Below are 16838 nucleotides of genomic sequence, written 5' to 3' on the forward strand. Positions count from 1 at the left end.
AGAGTGTGCGGGCGAACCAACGGCACTCAGCGGTGGCGGACCGCGACGGCGGCCTGGCTGGTGGCCGCCGACAGGGAGCGGGGTGACGGCGTGATCGCCAGCCAACTCAGCCCGCACCATGCCGCACCGGTGCTGTTGCGTACCCCGGCCGGGATCCTGTTGGCGGCGCTGGACACCGGCATCGGCGAACCGTCCGACCGGCCGACGGTGCTGCTGCTCCCCGGCTACACCGGCTCGAAGGAGGACTTTGCTCCGATTCTCGATCCGCTGGCGGACAACGGTTTCCGGGCGATCGCAGTCGATCTGCCCGGTCAGCACGAGTCGCCCGGACCGGCCGACGAGGCCGCGTACCTGCCGGAGCCACTCGGCCGGGTGATCGCCGAACTGATCGGCACCTTGCCGGCTCCGGTGGTGCTGGTCGGCCACTCCTACGGCGGGCTGGTCGCCCGGGCGGCCACCATCGTCGGCGCCCGGTTGGCCGCGCTGGTGCTGCTGGATTCCGGCCCCGGCGCGCTGCCCGCCGGCGCCCGGCTCGACGCCCTGGTGGTCGGCGCGCCGATCCTGCGAGAGTCCGGGGTGGAGGCCGCCTATGCCGTCCGGGCCGGCCTCACCGCACAGTTGCGCGACCCGGCGGCGCAGGCGCTGGAGGACTTCTACCGGCATCGGTTCGTCTCCTCGACCGCCGCCGGCCTGTTGGGGATGGCCACCGGGCTGCAGTCCGAGCCCGACCGCACCGCCGAACTGGCGGCCGCCCTGGCCGCGATCGAGGCCGGGATCGCGGTGATCAGTGGCGAGGCCGACGACGCCTGGGGCATCCAGGCGCAGGCCGACATGGCCCGCCGACTCGGCGGCTCACTGGTACCGATCGCCGGTGCCGCGCATTCGCCCGCGGTGGAACAGCCGGACCGGCTGCTGCGGGTCCTGCTGCCGCTGATGCGGAGCTGGACCGCGCGTCGATGAGCGAGCCGCAGCCGGCGGACGACCGGGCGAGAAGTGCGCCGCTGACCGGGATCACCGTGCTGGACCTGAGCCAGGTGATGGCCGGACCCTGGTGCACCCAGTTGCTCGGGGACCTTGGCGCCGACGTGATCAAGGTCGAATCGCCGGCCGGCGGCGACCAGGCACGGTCGAGCCTGGGTGTCGCCGGCCCCGGCGACAATCCGGCATTCCGGGCCGTCAACCGCAACAAGCGGAGTCTGGCCGTGGATCTCAAGACCGCGGCCGGTCGGGCACTGCTGCAGCGGATGGTTTCGACCGCCGACGTGTTGGTGGAGAGCTTCCGACCGGGAGTCGCCGCCCGGCTCGGCATCGACGCCCCGACCCTGCACGAGGTCAACCCGCGGCTGATCGTGGTGTCGCTGACCGGTTTCGGCACGCCCGACCGGCAACCGCCGGCGGACCGGGCAGCCGACACCGCTTCCGCCACGCCGACGGCTCCCGCAACCGCGACGACGGCGGCAGCGCCCACGGCGCCGCCGCTGGCCCTGCGGCCCGGGTACGACCTGATCGCCCAGGCGATGACCGGGCTGATGAGCGTCACGGGCACACCGGGCGGTGAGCTGGCCAAGGTGGGCGTCCCGATCACCGATCTCGGGTCCGGCCTGTTCGCCGTCATCGGCATCCTGGCCGCGCTGCGGAACCGGGAGGCGACCGGCCGGGGCGACCACGTGCGGACCAGCCTGTACCAGGCCGGCCTGGCCCTGCTGGTCTGGGAGTCGGCCGCCTACTGGGCGACCGGAACCGAGCCCGGCCCGACCGGGTCCGGGCATCGGCTGCTGGCACCGTACGAGTCGCTGCGGACCAGGAACGGCGCGTTGGTGGTGGCTGCCAACAACGACAAGCTGTGGCGGCTGCTGACGGACCGGCTGGGCATCCCCGAACTGGCCGACGACCCTCGGTTCGTCGGCAACGCGGACCGGCTCGCCCATCGCAACGAACTCGCGGTCGCGCTGGAACAACGGCTGGTGACCGACGACACCGATGCCTGGGTGGACCGGCTGGGAGCAGCCGGGATTCCGGTCGCGCCGGTGCGCACAGTGAGCCAGGCGTTGACCGATCCGCACACCGCCGCGCTGGCCATGGTGGGTAGCGTCGCGCACCCGGTGGTGGGTGAGCATCCGGTGCTCGGCCTGCCGTTCCAGCTGCAGGCCGACACCGCATGGCCGGGGACCGCGGCACCGGCACTGGGCCAGCACAGCCGGGAGGTGCTACGGGACTTCGGTTTCGACACCGCGGAGATCGACCAGCTGACCAGCAACGGGGTGGTTCTGGAATGAGACGACCGGAGGAGAGCGCGGGCGAACCATCCGATGCCGGGAACGAGCTCCTGGTCGAGCGCACCGATCGGGTACTGACGGTGACGCTGAACCGTCCGGCGAAGCTCAACGCGTTCACCCTGGACATGTTCGCCGCGCTCATCGACCTGGGTGCGCAGTTGCGCAACGATCCGACCGTCCGGGTGGTCTGCTTCCGCGGCGCCGGCAGCCGGGCGCTGGCGGCCGGCGCCGACATCTCCACCTTCACCGAATTCACCTCCGGCGACGACGGGGTGCGCTACGAGGCGACGGTTGCCCGCGCGTTGCAGGCGGTCTCGGATCTCCCGCAGGTGACGCTGGCGGTGATCCGCGGCCTGGCAGTGGGTGGCGGCCTGGCCCTGGCCACTGCCTGCGACCTACGGATCGCCGGCACCGGCGCCCGGGTCGGGTACCCGATCGCCGGTACCCTCGGCAACTGCCTGTCGGCTCCTGTACTGCGCCGCTGCGTCGCGGTGTTCGGGGATTCCCTGGTTCGCGAGATGCTGCTGACCGCCCGGCTGGTCGACGCCCAGCGCGCCTATGCGGCCGGCGCCATCAATGAGCTGGCCGACGACGACCAACTCGACGCCGCCGTCAACGCGCTGACCACCCGGCTGGCCGGGCTGGCTCCCGGCACTCAGCTGGCCACCAAGCGGATCCTGGCCGCGCTGGCCGCCGGCGAGGATCCGCACGATGCCGACGAGATGCGAAAGGTTTACGGCAGCAAGGACTTCGCCGCTGCCGTGCAGGCGTTCATGAGCAAAGGTGAGCCCCGGTTCTCGGCCGAACTCGACCTCACCTGACCCCCCAAAGGCGTAGCGGGGTTGTCTCAGGCGCGGGCGCGACACGTGCGCCACCCCAGGCGTAGCGGGGTTGTCTCAGCGCCACCAGAACAGCACCAGCACCGCGAGCACGGCGAGCACCGTCAGCCCGGCCAGCAGCGCCCTGGCCCACGTCGGGAACCTGCTGCGCAGCCCGCGGCCGGCTTCCCCGGCCCCGCCCACCAGCAGGTGCGCGAGCACCGCCGGCCAGCCTGGGCCGTCGGCTCCGTCGATCAGTTGCGGCGCAACGAATTGCAGCAGCAGAAGGACCACGCCGAGCAGCAGCAGGCCGCCGCCGGCCAGCCCGGCCGTCAGCTCCAGGGCGCGCAGCCCGCGGCCCGGCTGCCCGGACCCGTCGTTCGGCGCCAGGTCGGCGGATCGGTCGCCACGGCCGTCGTCACCGCCGCCGTTGACGGCCGGCAACGGGCGGGTGGTCATGCTGAACCGCCGATCGGTCCGGTGGCCCCGCTGGTCCGGGAAATCAAGCGCTGCAACGCCTCCGGTGCCGTAGTGCACTGTCCGAGGGTGAGCGACTTGTTGTGGCCGTGGTAGTCGGAACTGCCGGTCCGCAGCAGCGAGAAACGCTGCGCGATCTCCGTCAGCTCGGCGCGGTCGGCCGCATCGTGATCCGGATGGTCGACCTCCAGCCCGGCCAGCCCGAGGTCGGCCAGTTCACCGATCAGCTCGGCCGTCAGCGCGCGGAACTCGCCTCGCCCGCGCGGATGGGCGATCACCGCCGCGCCGCCGGCCGCCGTCACCAACTGCACCGCCACCCGCAGATCGGTATCCAGCTTGGGCACGTAGTAGGAACCGTGACCGGCCAGGTACGACGAGAACGCCTCCGTCACCGAATCCACCACCCCGGCACGGACCAGCGCCCGGCCGATGTGCGGGCGGCCGACCGGCGCGCCGGCGGCGATGTCCAGCACTTGCTGCCGGCTGATCCCGATGCCATCGGCAACCATCAGGTCGACGATCGCCAGTCCGCGCTGCAGCCGTTCGGCACGGAGCCGCTGGTGCTCGGCGACGATGGCCGGATCGTCCGGATCGAACAGGTAGCCCAACAGGTGCACACTCACCCGACGGGCGCCGATCGGCACGGCTGTGGAGAATTCGGCCCCGCGGATCACCGTCAACCCGGCCGGCCGGGCGGCCAGGGCCGGCGCCCAGCCGTCGGTGGTGTCGTGGTCGGTGATCGCCACCACGTCGAGGCCGGAGGCCGCCGCGGCGCGCATCAGTTCGGCAGGGGTGTCGGTGCCGTCGGAGGCCGCCGAGTGAGTGTGAAGGTCGATCCGCATGATGTCGACTACCGTAGCGATCGTGCCTCGACTTCCGGCGATGCCGCCCCTGTTCCCGTCCGGGAAGAGGCCGGTCCAACCGGCCGCGGCGACCCCGAAGGTCGACCCGTACCTGGTGGACTGCGGGGTCTACGTCGACGGCAGGCGGGTGCCGGGACCGACCTCGCCCCGCCAGGCGCTGGCGCTGGTCCGGGAACGAGCGGGCGGCTTCGTCTGGCTCGGTCTGTTCGAACCCGACGCCGACGACATGGCCGAGGTCGCCGAGCTGTTCGGGCTGCACGAATTGGCCGTTGAGGACGCTGTCCTGGCTCACCAACGACCGAAGCTGGAACGGTACAAGCGCAACACCCTGCTCGTTCTCAAGACCGTCCGGTACGTCGAGCACGACTCGCCGACCACCGCCGACGAGATCGTGGAGACCGGCGAGATCCTGATCTTTCTCGGCGTGGACTTCGTGTTGACCGTCCGGCACGGCCACCATTCCGAACTGGCCGGCCTGCGAAAGTCGCTGGAGGACGATCCCGAGCAGCTGGCGCTGGGTCCGGCCGCCGTGATGCACGCGATCGCCGACCGGGTGGTCGATCACTACCTGAAGGTGGTCGACGCGGTCGAGGACGACATCGACGAAATGGAGACGCTGGTCTTCGATCCGCGCTCGCAGGTCTCCATCGAGCAGATCTATCTGTTCAAACGGGAGGTACTGGAGCTGCGCCGGGCGGTGGCGCCGTTGCGCGCCCCCCTGCAGAACCTGACGAACATCCCGAACCCGTTCGTCCCGCACGCGATCCAGGAGTATTTCCGCGACGTCGAGGACCACCTGACGCACGTGGCCGAGCAGGTCGCCACCTTCAACGAGCTGCTGACCTCCCTGGTGAACGCCGCACTGGCCGAGGTGACCACCCAGCAGAACGAGGACATGCGAAAGATCTCCGCCTGGGCCGCGATCGCCTTGGTGCCCACCGCCATCGCCGGCATCTACGGGATGAACTTCACCCACATGCCCGAGCTGGACTGGACGTTCGGCTACCCGTTGGCCATTGCGCTGATCCTGCTGGTCTGCGTCCTGCTGTTCCGGGTGCTGCGCAAACGCGGCTGGCTGTAGCCGGTCGCCCTTACACGGCCGCGCCCGGCAGCTTCAGGCTCCGCCGCCCGTAGTCCCACACACCGCCGTCGAGCTGCTCGCGGACGATGTCCAGCTGGCCGCTGTGTGCGGCATTGTCGTTCAGCAGGTGGATCAGCACGCCGCGAATGGTGTCCTGCCGGTAGCCGCCCCAGGCGCCTTCCGGCCACCAGCCGGGCTCAGCGGTACTGGGCAGTGCCCGCACTTCAGCACAACCCTGGGCAGTGTCGCGGCGCACGCGCTCCAGCAGCTCCGGGAACGCCAGCGCGGGGTCGTTGTCCCAGTCTTTGTCGTCGAAGTCGACCGGATGACCGACCGCGACGTGGTGCAGCCAGAACCAGGTGCTGTCGTGGACGTGCCCGATCAGGCCGGCGATGCTCCAACCGGAGGGCATCACAATGGTGCGGGCCTGCTGGTCGGTGAGCCCGCCCGCCGAGGCGCACAGCCGCCGGGTCGCGCTTTCGATCCAGCTGAGCAACTCGTCGGTGACCGGGTCCTGGATCGTTTCGTTGTTCGTCATACCCATAGGTCGAAGCTCGCGCCCGAACTTCTACATCCCGCCGATCAGCGTGCAGCGCTGAGCTTTTCGGCCGCCGCCAACAGCACACAGGTGGCCACGCCCTGCATCGCGGTCGTCACGTCGGCGACCGGCGGCATGGTCGGCGCCAGCCGGATGTTCCGGTCGTTCGGGTCGTCGTGGTACGGGAACGAGGATCCGGCCGGGGTCAGCGCGATCCCGGCGCCCTTGGCCAGCTCGACCACCCGGGAGGCGGTGCCGTCCACGACGTCGAGGTTGACGAAGTAGCCGCCGGCCGGGTCGTTCCAACTGGCCACGCCATGCCCGGCCAACCGTTCGGTGAGCACCCGCTGCACCTGTGCGAACTTCGGCGCGATGATCTCCCGGTGCTTGGCCATGTGCGCCAGCACGCCGTCGCCGTCACCGAAGAACTGGGCGTGCCGCAGGTGATTCACCTTGTCCGGGCCGATTGATTCATTGCCGAGATGTTTGAGGTACCAAGCGATGTTCTCCACCGAGCCGCCGACGAAACCGACCCCGGCACCGGCGAAGGTGATCTTCGAGGTGGAGGCGAACAGGATCGGCCGGTGCGGGTGACCCGACGCCGACGCCAGCGACAGCACATCGGCGCTCTTGGTCTCGTCCGCGGTCAGGTGGTGGAAGGCATAGGCGTTGTCCCAGAAGATCTTGAAGTCCGCTGCCGCGGTCGGCATCGAGGTGAGTTCGGCCGCCACCTCCTGGCTGCACACCGCGCCGGACGGGTTCGCGTAGGTCGGCACGATCCACATGCCCTTGATCCTCGGATCGTCCGCGACCAGTGCCTTGATCGCGGAGGCGTCCGGACCGTCGGAATTCATCGGCACGGTGAGCATCTCGATCCCGTACGACTCCAGCAGGGTGAAGTGCCGGTCGTAGCCGGGGACCGGGCAGATGAACTTCACCGGACCGTCGGCCGACCACGGCCGTTCCGAGTCGACGGCGCCGTGCAGCAGGCAGTGCACCAGCACCTGCTGCATCATCGTCAGGCTGCTGTTGCCGCCGGCGACCAGCTGCCCGGTCTCCATCCCCAGCAGCTCGGCGAAGATCGCCCGCAGGTCGAGCAGGCCGGCCAATCCGCCGTAGTTGCGCGCATCGGTACCGTCGGCCGCGGTGTGCCCGTTCGGCAGCTGCAGCAGCTCCTCGGACAGATCCAGCTGAGCAGCCGACGGCTTGCCCCTGGTCAGGTCCAGCTTGAGCCCTTGGGCGACCAGTTCGTCGTAGGCGGTGCGCTGGTCCTGCAGGAACGCGGCAAGTTGGGCAGCAGGCAGTTCGGACAGGGTCACGGTGTCACCATTTCGATCGGTTCCGGCGATTCGCTGCCAACGATAAGGGCGGCCGCCGACGCCGGTTCAGCTGGGCTGCGGTGGCGCCTGCGGCGCGGGCGCGTTGGTCCCGCCGAGCTCCATCCGGGCCAGCAGGTTCCGGGCACTCTCGGCGCTGCGCGGCTCGCACAGCAGATCGTAACGACGCGCCACCACCTGGCTGGACGAGGTGAAGTCCCTGCGCCCCTTGGTCATCGAGTAACCCAACCAGCCCATCGCCGCGCCGAACAGCGCACCGACCCCGATCGACACCAGGATCAGCAGGAACACGCCGCCCTGCACCGGCGAGAAGAAGCTCATCAACATCCCGACGAACAGGCCCATCCACGCACCGGAACCGGCGCCCGCGCCGATCATCTTCCCTGAGGTGAGCCGCCCGGTGACCCGCTCGACCATCTGCAGATCGGAGCCGACGATGGTCACGTCCTGCACCGAGAAGTCGTTCCGGGCCAGATGTTCGACGGCCCGCTGCGCCTGCAGGTAGGTCGGGTAGGCGGCGACGGCGAAACCGGTCGGCGGCGTCGGCACGTTCGGCACGCCTGCGCCGCTCGCACCGCGGAATCCCATCGGTGACGTCATGATCTCCACCTCCCGGACCCCCAGGTCCACCGGTAATACGTCGATCGTCTCACATCCGGCCCCTGCGCCACCGGTGCGGAACCTGAGCGACAGATGGGAGGACGTAGCCTGAGGCAGAGCAGAGAGAGGTTCAGTCACCGATATGCCTACCGAAACCGCAGCGAGCCGCGACGACGTGATGGCCGCGCTGGCCACCGTGAAGGATCCCGAGATCCGCCGACCGATCACCGACCTGGGCATGGTCGATCGGTGTGAGGTCGAACAGACAGCCGGCGGCACCGTGGTCGACGTCAAGGTGCTGCTGACCATCGCCGGGTGTCCGCTGCGGGACACCATCACCAAGGACGTCAACGCCGCGGTCCGGGCCGTGCCCGGCGTCTCCGACGTCCGGCTCGAGCTGGGCGTGATGACGGACGAGCAGCGCACCGAACTGCGGACGAACCTGCGCGGCGGCGCCACCAAGGAGATCCCGTTCGCCCGCCCGGAGAGCCGTACCCGGGTGTACGCGGTGGCCTCGGGCAAGGGCGGCGTCGGCAAGTCGACCGTCACGGTGAACCTCGCGGCGGCGCTGGCCGCCAAGGGACTGAACGTCGGCGTGCTGGACGCCGATGTCTACGGTTTCTCGATCCCACGGATGATGGGCGTGACCATGGCGCCGACCAGGGTCGACGACATGATCCTGCCGCCGGTGGTGCACGGCGTGAAGGTGATCAGCGTCGGCATGTTCGTCGACGGCAACGTCCCGGTGGTCTGGCGCGGCCCGATGCTGCACCGCGCGCTGCAACAGTTCCTGGCCGACGTGTTCTGGGGCGACCTTGATGTGCTGTTGCTGGACCTGCCGCCGGGCACCGGCGACATCGCGATCTCCACCGCACAGCTGATCCCGGCCACCGAGATCCTGGTCGTCACCACCCCGCAGACGGCGGCGGCCGAGGTCGCCGAACGGGCCGGCGCGATCGCCATCCAGACCAGGCAGAAGGTGGCCGGCGTGGTGGAGAACATGTCCGGGCTGACGTTGCCCGACGGGACCGTGCTGGAGGTGTTCGGCAGCGGCGGCGGGCAGATCGTCGCCGATTCGCTGAGCCGCACCACCGGCACGGACGTGCCGCTGCTGGCCCAGGTACCGCTGGACGTCGCACTGCGCCAGGCCGGCGACTCCGGCCTGCCGCTGGTGTTGCGGCCCGAGGCCTCCGACTCCCCCGCCGCCGCCGCGCTCCGCGCGGTCGCCGACGAACTCGCCGCCCGCAGCAAGCCGTTGGCCGGGGTGTCGCTCGGGATCGCGCCGATGAGCAGCCGCTCCGCCTGACGCCGCTCCGCCTGACGCCGGCCGGCTTCAGCCGGACTACCACCCCGGACGACGCACCAGGCGACGTACCGGGCGATGGTCCCCTCAGGTGCCGTCGGGATCGAACGGCACCGATTGCAGTACCGGCGGTTCGTTCTGCAGCACCGGCGGCTCGTCCGCGGCAGTTGGCCGCGCGGCGATCAGTTGTACCGCTGGCTCGGTCGCCGAAGACTCGGGTTCCAGAGACTCGGGTTCCAGAGACTCGGGTTGCAGAAACTCGGGTTCCAGAGACTCGGTTCCGACAGACTCCGGCACGGCAGCTGTCGGCTCGTCCGGCGGGGATTCGACGAGCGGCAGCGGATCGGGTACCGGTAGCGGGTCGGCGGCCGGTGCCGCCTTCCGCTGGTCGGGAACCGGCGACTTCGTCGGGTCGGGTGCCGTCGCCGTCGTCCGGTCGGGTACCGCCGGCTTCGTCAGATCGGGTCCCGTCGACTTCGTCAGGTCGGGCAACGGATCGGGCTCGGCCGACTCCGTGGTCAGTTGTTTCTCCTGTTGCGCGGTAACAGCCTCGGCCGGCCCGTTGGCCGACTGTGCCTTTTCGCCCGGCTTCGGGGCGCTCAACAGGTCCTTGTCCAGGCCGAGGAAGCCGGCAACCCCGCCGGCGGTCCCGGCACCGTCGCCGAGCAGACCCTTGCCCAGCAGGTTCTTCGGGTGGAGGTCTCGCAGGTCCTTGAGTTCCTGCAACTCCTTGAGCGACTGCAGTTCCTGGATCTGCCGGCGCATCTCGGCCAGCTCCGGCCCCAACTCGGAATTCAGCTGTTCCTGCGCACCCTGCGCCATCGTCCTGGCCTTGCGGAGCGAACTCGTCAGCCACTGCACGGCGACCGGGATCCGTTCCGGGCCCAGCACGAAGACCCCGATCACGACGATCAGCAGGATCTGGGTCCAGGAGAGGCCGAACACGTCGCGAGCCTAACCCGCGGTCAGCGTGACGGTGACGGTCAGGTTCTTGCCGCCCCGCTTGAGGACCACCGGCACCGACTCCCCGACCTGGTGTTCCTGCACCGCGACCACCAGTTCGTCCGCGTTGCCCACCGCCCGGTCGCCCACCTTGGTGATCACGTCACCCTCGACGATGCCGGCCTTGGCTGCCGCGCTGCCGTCCTGCACGTTCTGCACCTGGGCGCCGTCGGTCGTCCCGTCGGTGGCCGACCGGGCGTTCACCCCGATGGTCGGGTGCACCACCTTCCCGGTCCGGATGATCTGCTCGGCGGTCGCCTTGGCGTCGTTGATCGGGATGGCGAAGCCGAGCCCGATCGACCCGCTCGCGGCACTGTCCCCGAGGGTGCGGATGGCAGTGTTGATGCCGATCACCGCACCCGCGGCATCGACCAGCGGGCCGCCCGAGTTGCCCGGATTCACGGCGGCATCGGTCTGCAGCGCGTCGATCACCGCGTTGGTGTCGGTGCCCTCGCCGGACAGTCGCACCGGGCGGTTCTTCGCCGAGACGATGCCGGTGGTCACGGTGCCCTGCAGCCCGAGCGGAGAGCCGATCGCGATCACCGTGTCCCCGACGGCGAGGGTGTCGGAGTTGCCGAGCTGGGCAACAGTCATGTTCTCCGTCTTGTCGACCTGGACCACCGCCAGGTCCGACTGCGGATCCCGGCCGACGATCGTGCCCGGCACCCTGGTGCCGTCGCTGAAGACCACCGAGAGCACTGCATCCTTGTCGGTGGCGGCCAGCGACACGACGTGGTTGTTGGTCAGGATGTGGCCCTGCGGGTCGATCACCACTCCCGACCCGGTGTCGCCGGTGTCGCCGGTTCTGACCTCGAGCGAGACAACAGCGGGCACCACCTTGCCGGCGACCGCGGCGACCGAACCCGGCTCCCGGGCGATCGCCGGGCTCACCTGCGACAGCGTGTATTCCGGATCGGTGGCGCTGATCGGTACGGCGCGGCCCAGCAGGGCAACGATCAGCCCGCCGATCGCCCCCACCACCAGCGCACCGACCGCCAACGAGACCAACGCCGACGGCCGCAGCCGATGGTCGAACAGCGCCTGCCGCAGGGTGAATCGTTGAACTGGTGGACGCTCCCGGTGCTCCGGTTCGGGCCGGTCCAGTGCCGGCGGCCCGAGGGTGACGCCGGCCTGCGGATCGCGCCACGGATCCTCCGGCTCCGCCGGTTCGGCGACCACCGGACCGGGCTCCGGGCGCCGCAATCCGGGGGTGGCCGGGTCCGGGCGACCGAACGCATCGACCAGCATCTCCGGCACCACAGCGCCCGTGCTGATCGGTTGCGGAGGCCGCTGGCCCCGCGGGGCGAACGATCCGTTGACCTGGCCGGGCCGACCGAACGCCGCTGCCGTCGCCGGATCGATCGGCGGCTTCGGTGAGCTCATCGAGTCTGGGGCCTTCCTGCGGCGGGGTTCGACAGGTGGTGCGGAAGCTGGGCTGCCGGCCGCCGGATTCCTGTCGATCCGGTCGGCGACGACCTAGGCAGGCTACGACACCCGCTCGGCGGAGGGTGGGCGATTGCCCGCGCTCAGCGTCGGCCGAACCGTGGGCGACGATCGGTCGGCAGCGGCGATTCCCGGGTGTCGGCCGGCAGGGCGATCGGGATCGACCGCAGCTGATCGAACAAGCTGCCCGGCATCTTCGGTGCCCAGGCGCTGCGCAGCAGATCCCTGGCGGCGGTCTGCTCGGCCACTTCGGCGGCGCAGGTCTCGCACCGGGCGACGTGGGCGGCCGCGCGCTGGTAGGCCACCATGCTCATCTCGCCGTCGGCGAAGGCGACCACCGCGTCGAAATTCAGGTGATCGGCGAATACCTCGGAGAACCCGGAGGTCTCGAAGTAGAACGTCATCCCGTCGTCCTCTGCTGATCGTGCATCTGTCCGCGCTGTAACTCCTCGCGGGCGGCCCGGCGCTGTTCCAGGCCGGCCCGCAGGGCCTGCCGACCCCGATGGATACGGGATCGGACGGTGCCCATCTTCACCCCCAGGGTGGCGCCGATTTCCTCATAGGACAAGCCCTCGACGTCACACAGCACCACGGCGGCGCGGAAATCGGGCGGTAGTTCGTCCAGGGCAGCCTGCAGATCGGGATCAAGATTGCTGGCGTCGAAGGCCTGCTCGGGCGACGGCTCCTGGCCGGCGATCCGGTCGGTGTCCTCGGGCAGCGCCTCCATCCGGATCCGGCTGCGCCTGCGCACCATGTCCAGGAAGACGTTGGTGGTGATCCGGTGCAGCCAACCCTCGAACGAGCCCGGTCGGAAGTTCTTCAGCGATCGGAACACCCGGATGAAGGTCTCCTGGGTGATGTCCTCGGCGTCGTGGGCGTTGCCGGACAGCCGGTAGGCAAGCCGGTACACCCGGTCGCCGTGGTCGCGCACAATGTCTTCCCACGGCGGTGGGGTCCAGTCCATGTCGATCCCCGAATCGGCTGCCAACGCTGTTCCTCTCAAGCCGGCCACGGGCGATCTCGCCCGCTGACGGTCCCATTGTGGGCCGTCAGTGTGTGAGTCGGCTGAGAATTTCGATCACGATCGGATACCGTCGCTGGGTGTCCAACAGCCGGTCCTACGCAGAGTTCTTCGTCCCCGAGTCGGAGGCGGCGTCCGCCGCCCGAGCCCGCGCCGCCGATCTTGGCTGTACCCCGGTGGGCGCCGGTGCGGCGACCGCGCTGACCTTCCTGGCGGCGGCCGTCACCGCGCGCACCGCGGTCGAGATCGGCACCGGCGCCGGCGTCTCCGGGCTGGCGCTGTTCGCCGGGATGGCCGAGGACGGCATTCTCACCTCGATCGACATCGAGGCGGAGAACCAGCGAGCGGCCAAACAGGCATTCACCGAAGGCGGTATCGCGCCTGGCCGCGCCCGGCTGATCAACGGCCGCGCCCTCGAGGTGCTCCCCCGGCTGACGGATGCCGCCTACGACCTGGTGCTGGTCGACGCCGCCAAGAACGAGTACGACCAGTACGTCGACGAGGCCATCCGGCTGCTCCGGGTCGGCGGCATCCTGGCCATCGACAACGCGCTGTGGCATGACAAAGTTGCCGACCCGACGCAACGCGACGCCGACACGGTCGTCCTGAGAGAGGTGGGCCGAACGGTCCGCGAGGACGAGCGATTGGTACCGGTAATGATTCCGTTGGGTGACGGGCTGTTGGCAGCCGTCAAAAAAGGCCTGTGAGGCGGCGATTCGCCTCGCTGGTCGCGCTCGGTGTGACAGTGGGGTTGCTCGCCGTGCTGCCCGCCTGCAGCACCGACGCAGGGGCAACCGTGACGGTGACGCAGCAGGTTCCGCCGGCGCCGACGGTTCCGACGTCCGCCAACGCCCCGGAGGCCCAGCCGGACACCACGGCGTCGGAAACCACGGCGTCAGAAACCACGGCGGCAGAAACCACGGCGGCAGAAACCACGGCCAGCGCGACCTCGACGCCGAAGCCGACCAGCTCGGCGGCGACCAGCACCTCGAAGCAGCGCACCTCGAAGAGCGCCACCACGGCCGGCGACCCCGACCCCGGCTGGACGAACCCGACCACGAACGACCCGGACGTCAGCCGCGACGTGCCCGGGCCCGAGGGCGGTCGGAAGTGCGCCACCGACGCCAAGTACTACGACGAGGCGCCGACCGGGATGCGGCCGGACGTGATCGCCGCCTGGCACCACTTCGAGAAGGTGGCCAACGCCCAAGGCATCATCGTCTGCCTCAACGACGGCAAACGCAGTAGTGCACAGCAGCAGGCGCAGTACGACGAGTACGTCCAGGAGTACGGAAAGGACGTCGCCGATCAACTCGTGCTGTCGCCGGAGAAGTCCTCGCACGTCACCGGCAATGCGCTGGACGTCCAGCCGCAGGCGGCCTACCAGTTCCTGCAGTCGACCAAGGGCAGCCTCGGGCTGTGCCGGATCTACGACAACGAGCCGTGGCACTTCGAGTACGACGCCAAGTACTTCACCCAGGGTTGCCCGGCCCGGCTGCCGAAACCGGAGAACTGATCGGCCCGGTCAGACGTCCACCCGGATGCCCTTGCCGACCACGGTGATGCCGGACGCGGTGACGGTGAACCGCTCCCGGTCGCGCTCGAGATCGACGCCGACCGTCGCTCCGTCCGGGACCACGACGTTCTTGTCCAGGATGGCGTCCTTGACGGTGGCGTTCTGGCCGATCCGGACACCGGACATCACCACCGAGCCGGTGACCGTGCTGCCCTTCTGGATCCGCACGTCGGGTGAGATCACCGACGTCTCGATGTCGCCGCCGGAGATGATGGTGCCGGAACCGACCATCGAGTCCCTGGCCAGGCCACCCTCGACGAACTTGGCCGGCGGCCGCGGGATCTCGTAGCTCAGGATCGGCCAGTCGGCGTTGTACAGGTTGAAGATCGGGTGCACCGACACCAGGTCCATGTGCGCGTCGCGGAACGAGTCGATGGTGCCGACGTCCCGCCAGTAACCGCGATCCCGGTCGGTCGCCCCTGGCACGTCGTTGCGGCTGAAGTCGTAGACCGACGCCCGCCCCTTGTCGACGAAGTTCGGAATGATGTTGCCGCCCATGTCGTGCATCGAGTTCTCGTCCGCCGCGTCGGTCCGCAGCATCTCGATCAGCGCCTCGGTGGTGAACACGTAGTTGCCCATCGAGGCATAGGAGACGCTCGGATCGTCGGCCACCGCCGGCGGATCTGACGGCTTCTCCAGGAACTCGGTGATCCGGCGACCGCCGTCATCGGTCTTGATCACCCCGAAGGCCGAGGCCTCGTGCCTCGGCACCCGGATCCCGGCGACGGTGGCATCGGCACCCGAATCGATGTGGTCGGCGACCATCTGCGACGGGTCCATCCGGTAGACGTGATCGGCGCCGAAAACCACCAGGTAGTCAGGCTTGTCGTCGTAGACGAGGTTCAGGCTCTGGAAGATCGCGTCGGCGCTGCCGGTGTACCAACGCGGCCCGAGCCGCTGCTGCGCCGGTACCGGGGTGACGAAGTTGCCGAGCATCTGGCTCATCCGCCAGGTGGTCGAGATGTGCCGGTCGAGCGAGTGCGACTTGTACTGGGTGAGCACGCAGATCCGTAGGTAACCGGCGTTGACCAGGTTGGACAGGACGAAGTCGACGAGCCGGAAGTTGCCGCCGAAAGGCACGGCCGGTTTGGCCCGATCGGCAGTCAGCGGCCAGAGCCGCTTCCCCTCGCCGCCGGCAAGGACAATTCCGAGAACTCGTGGTTTCCCAGCCATGATCGCGACCCTAGCCGCTGCTGTGCGGTGGGTCACTTCCGGCCCGCCGAACCGCCGCGCGATCTGTCAGGATGGCGCACATGCGCACCGCACTGCTCACCCGCGAGTTCCCACCCGACATCTACGGCGGGGCCGGGGTCCACGTCGACTACCTGGTCCGCGAACTGCGGAAGCTGATCGACGTCGACGTGCACGCCTTCGGTGACGATCGGCCAGGTGCGACCGGGCACCGGCCGGCAGCCGAGCTGGCCGCCGCGAACCCGGCGTTGTCGACGCTCAGCGTCGACCTGTCGATGGTGGCCGGCCTCGGCGGGGGGCCAGGCGACGGGCCGCCGGTGGAACTGGTGCACTCGCACACCTGGTACGCGAACATGGCCGGACTCTGGGCGAAGCTGCTCTACGACGTCCCGCACGTGGCGACCGCCCATTCGCTGGAACCGCGCCGGCCGTGGAAGGCCGAGCAACTCGGCGGCGGCTACCGGCTGTCCAGTTGGGCCGAGCGCACTGCGTACCTGGCCGCCGACGCGGTGGTGGCGGTGTCCGACGGGATGCGCGTCGACATCCTGGACTGCTATCCGGAGCTGGATCCGGCGCGGGTCAAGGTGATCCGCAACGGGATCGACACCGAGATCTACTCCCCTGTCGAGGACCGCGATGTGCTGACCTCCCACGGCGTCGACCTGTCCGCGCCGATCGTCGCATTCGTCGGCCGGATCACCCGGCAGAAGGGCGTCAAGCATCTGATCGCCGCCGCCCACCAGTTCGCGCCCGGGGTGCAGCTGGTGCTCTGCGCCGGCGCCCCGGACACCCCCGAGATCGCCGCCGAGACCGAGGCGGCGGTGCATGCCCTGCAGGCCGCCCGCCCCGGTGTGTTCTGGCTGGACGGGATGCTGACGCTCGACCAGGTCAAACAGGTCTTGTCGGCGGCGACAGTCTTCTGCTGCCCCAGCGTCTATGAGCCGCTGGGCATCGTGAACCTGGAGGCGATGGCCTGCAATACGGCGGTGGTCGCCAGCGACGTCGGCGGCATCCCGGAAGTGGTGGCGGATGGCGTCACCGGGTCGTTGGTGCACTACGACCCGGCGGACGAGGCCACCTTCGAGACCGACCTGGCGGCGGCCGTCAACGCGGTGATCGCCGATCAGGCGAAGGTGACCGGTTGGGGCGAGGCCGGACGACGCCGGGCCGTGGAAGCGTTCTCCTGGACCGCGGTGGCCGAGCAGACGGTGAGCCTGTATCGCTCGTTGCTCTGACCTGCCTTACTACCCGGATATTGGCACGGGTCTGCTACGCCCAGGTCTTGACATTCCGGATGCCGACCACGACACTC

At 69.6% G+C, this 16838-nt stretch carries 18 protein-coding genes; 8 read left to right on the forward strand and 10 right to left on the reverse strand.

The window, feature by feature from the left end; genetic code table 11:
- The first annotated feature begins 3 nt into the window (after positions 1 to 3).
- The 3 genes from K340_RS0100130 to K340_RS0100140 are packed head-to-tail and all read left to right on the forward strand — an operon-like array spanning position 4 to position 3097.
- Positions 4 to 960 carry an alpha/beta fold hydrolase gene (locus tag K340_RS0100130; RefSeq protein WP_211229189.1) on the forward strand — a complete coding sequence of 319 codons (957 nt, stop codon included), beginning with the start codon at positions 4 to 6 and terminating at the stop codon, positions 958 to 960.
- Positions 957 to 2276: a CaiB/BaiF CoA transferase family protein gene (locus K340_RS26370; RefSeq protein ID WP_051264654.1), complete on the forward strand. Its 1320-nt coding sequence runs from the start codon at positions 957 to 959 to the stop codon at positions 2274 to 2276. Before K340_RS0100130 ends, K340_RS26370 begins: the two co-directional genes overlap by 4 nt.
- Positions 2273 to 3097 (forward strand): enoyl-CoA hydratase-related protein, encoded by an 825-nt coding sequence (locus K340_RS0100140; RefSeq protein ID WP_029135211.1) that lies wholly within the window; start codon positions 2273 to 2275, stop codon positions 3095 to 3097. Before K340_RS26370 ends, K340_RS0100140 begins: the two co-directional genes overlap by 4 nt.
- A 75-nt stretch (positions 3098 to 3172) precedes the next feature.
- On the opposite strand, the gene K340_RS26375 is transcribed toward K340_RS0100140, so the two are convergent.
- A complete protein-coding gene (locus K340_RS26375) occupies positions 3173 to 3553 on the reverse strand; it encodes a hypothetical protein (RefSeq protein WP_037362108.1) in 381 nt (126 codons plus the stop codon).
- Positions 3550 to 4413, reverse strand: a complete 864-nt coding sequence (locus tag K340_RS0100150; protein WP_029135212.1) for a PHP domain-containing protein — start codon at positions 4411 to 4413, stop codon at positions 3550 to 3552. Before K340_RS0100150 ends, K340_RS26375 begins: the two co-directional genes overlap by 4 nt.
- A 22-nt stretch (positions 4414 to 4435) precedes the next feature.
- On the opposite strand from K340_RS0100150, the gene K340_RS0100155 reads away from it, so the two are divergent.
- Positions 4436 to 5515, forward strand: coding sequence for a magnesium and cobalt transport protein CorA (locus K340_RS0100155; protein ID WP_029135213.1), 1080 nt, complete (start codon positions 4436 to 4438; stop codon positions 5513 to 5515).
- 10 nt (positions 5516 to 5525) lie between these two features.
- On the opposite strand, the gene K340_RS0100160 is transcribed toward K340_RS0100155, so the two are convergent.
- The 3 genes from K340_RS0100160 to K340_RS0100170 form a co-directional block, all read right to left on the reverse strand.
- Positions 5526 to 6053, reverse strand: coding sequence for a mycothiol transferase (locus K340_RS0100160; RefSeq protein ID WP_029135214.1), 528 nt, complete (start codon positions 6051 to 6053; stop codon positions 5526 to 5528).
- 44 nt (positions 6054 to 6097) lie between these two features.
- Entirely contained in the window at positions 6098 to 7372 is a 1275-nt protein-coding gene (locus K340_RS0100165; protein ID WP_029135215.1) for an aminotransferase class I/II-fold pyridoxal phosphate-dependent enzyme, read from the reverse strand.
- A 66-nt stretch (positions 7373 to 7438) separates the two neighbouring features.
- Positions 7439 to 7990 carry a general stress protein gene (locus K340_RS0100170; RefSeq protein ID WP_029135216.1) on the reverse strand — a complete coding sequence of 184 codons (552 nt, stop codon included), beginning with the start codon at positions 7988 to 7990 and terminating at the stop codon, positions 7439 to 7441.
- 142 nt (positions 7991 to 8132) lie between these two features.
- On the opposite strand from K340_RS0100170, the gene K340_RS0100175 reads away from it, so the two are divergent.
- Complete coding sequence (locus K340_RS0100175; protein ID WP_029135217.1) at positions 8133 to 9296, forward strand: Mrp/NBP35 family ATP-binding protein; 1164 nt, start codon at positions 8133 to 8135, stop codon at positions 9294 to 9296.
- Positions 9297 to 9380: 84 nt separating this feature from the next.
- Here K340_RS0100175 and tatB read toward each other — a convergent pair whose 3' ends face one another.
- The 4 genes from tatB to sigE all read right to left on the reverse strand — a co-directional run bounded on the left by tatB (position 9381) and on the right by sigE (position 12750).
- Positions 9381 to 10238: a Sec-independent protein translocase protein TatB gene (gene tatB / locus K340_RS33620; RefSeq protein ID WP_051264656.1), complete on the reverse strand. Its 858-nt coding sequence runs from the start codon at positions 10236 to 10238 to the stop codon at positions 9381 to 9383.
- Between the two features lie 9 nt (positions 10239 to 10247).
- On the reverse strand, positions 10248 to 11678 hold the full coding sequence (locus tag K340_RS26385; RefSeq protein ID WP_084613892.1) for a S1C family serine protease: 1431 nt from the start codon (positions 11676 to 11678) through the stop codon (positions 10248 to 10250).
- A 143-nt stretch (positions 11679 to 11821) separates the two neighbouring features.
- The gene (locus K340_RS26390; protein ID WP_051264663.1) at positions 11822 to 12142 is read right to left on the reverse strand and encodes an anti-sigma factor family protein; all 321 of its coding nucleotides are present in this window, start codon (positions 12140 to 12142) and stop codon (positions 11822 to 11824) included.
- Complete coding sequence (sigE, locus tag K340_RS26395) at positions 12139 to 12750, reverse strand: RNA polymerase sigma factor SigE (RefSeq protein WP_051264666.1); 612 nt, start codon at positions 12748 to 12750, stop codon at positions 12139 to 12141. The genes K340_RS26390 and sigE overlap by 4 nt, the downstream gene beginning before the upstream one ends.
- Before the next feature lie 89 nt (positions 12751 to 12839).
- Between sigE and K340_RS0100200 the strand changes: the two genes are divergently transcribed.
- Positions 12840 to 13466: an O-methyltransferase gene (locus K340_RS0100200; protein WP_029135218.1), complete on the forward strand. Its 627-nt coding sequence runs from the start codon at positions 12840 to 12842 to the stop codon at positions 13464 to 13466.
- The gene (locus K340_RS33630; RefSeq protein ID WP_051264667.1) at positions 13463 to 14275 is read left to right on the forward strand and encodes a D-alanyl-D-alanine carboxypeptidase family protein; all 813 of its coding nucleotides are present in this window, start codon (positions 13463 to 13465) and stop codon (positions 14273 to 14275) included. The genes K340_RS0100200 and K340_RS33630 overlap by 4 nt, the downstream gene beginning before the upstream one ends.
- Positions 14276 to 14284: 9 nt before the next feature.
- Here K340_RS33630 and glgC read toward each other — a convergent pair whose 3' ends face one another.
- Positions 14285 to 15508, reverse strand: coding sequence for a glucose-1-phosphate adenylyltransferase (gene glgC / locus K340_RS0100210; protein WP_029135219.1), 1224 nt, complete (start codon positions 15506 to 15508; stop codon positions 14285 to 14287).
- An 80-nt stretch (positions 15509 to 15588) separates the two neighbouring features.
- On the opposite strand from glgC, the gene glgA reads away from it, so the two are divergent.
- A complete protein-coding gene (gene glgA, locus K340_RS0100215) occupies positions 15589 to 16761 on the forward strand; it encodes a glycogen synthase (protein ID WP_029135220.1) in 1173 nt (390 codons plus the stop codon).
- Positions 16762 to 16838 lie beyond the last annotated feature (77 nt).

The organism is Nakamurella lactea DSM 19367 (assembly GCF_000426645.1).
GTDB lineage: Bacteria > Actinomycetota > Actinomycetes > Mycobacteriales > Nakamurellaceae > Nakamurella > Nakamurella lactea.

Bases quoted from the DNA above. Each gene is read 5' to 3' on its own strand.
- K340_RS26370 (WP_051264654.1), top strand. From the start codon at position 957: ATGAGCGAGCCGCAGCCGGCGGACGACCGGGCGAGAAGTGCGCCGCTG.
- K340_RS0100140 (WP_029135211.1), top strand. From the start codon at position 2,273: ATGAGACGACCGGAGGAGAGCGCGGGCGAACCATCCGATGCCGGGAAC.
- K340_RS26375 (WP_037362108.1), bottom strand. From the start codon at position 3,553: ATGACCACCCGCCCGTTGCCGGCCGTCAACGGCGGCGGTGACGACGGC.
- K340_RS0100150 (WP_029135212.1), bottom strand. From the start codon at position 4,413: ATGCGGATCGACCTTCACACTCACTCGGCGGCCTCCGACGGCACCGAC.
- K340_RS0100160 (WP_029135214.1), bottom strand. From the start codon at position 6,053: ATGACGAACAACGAAACGATCCAGGACCCGGTCACCGACGAGTTGCTC.
- K340_RS0100170 (WP_029135216.1), bottom strand. From the start codon at position 7,990: ATGACGTCACCGATGGGATTCCGCGGTGCGAGCGGCGCAGGCGTGCCG.
- K340_RS0100175 (WP_029135217.1), top strand. From the start codon at position 8,133: ATGCCTACCGAAACCGCAGCGAGCCGCGACGACGTGATGGCCGCGCTG.
- K340_RS26385 (WP_084613892.1), bottom strand. From the start codon at position 11,678: ATGAGCTCACCGAAGCCGCCGATCGATCCGGCGACGGCAGCGGCGTTC.
- K340_RS26390 (WP_051264663.1), bottom strand. From the start codon at position 12,142: ATGACGTTCTACTTCGAGACCTCCGGGTTCTCCGAGGTATTCGCCGAT.
- glgC (WP_029135219.1), bottom strand. From the start codon at position 15,508: ATGGCTGGGAAACCACGAGTTCTCGGAATTGTCCTTGCCGGCGGCGAG.
- glgA (WP_029135220.1), top strand. From the start codon at position 15,589: ATGCGCACCGCACTGCTCACCCGCGAGTTCCCACCCGACATCTACGGC.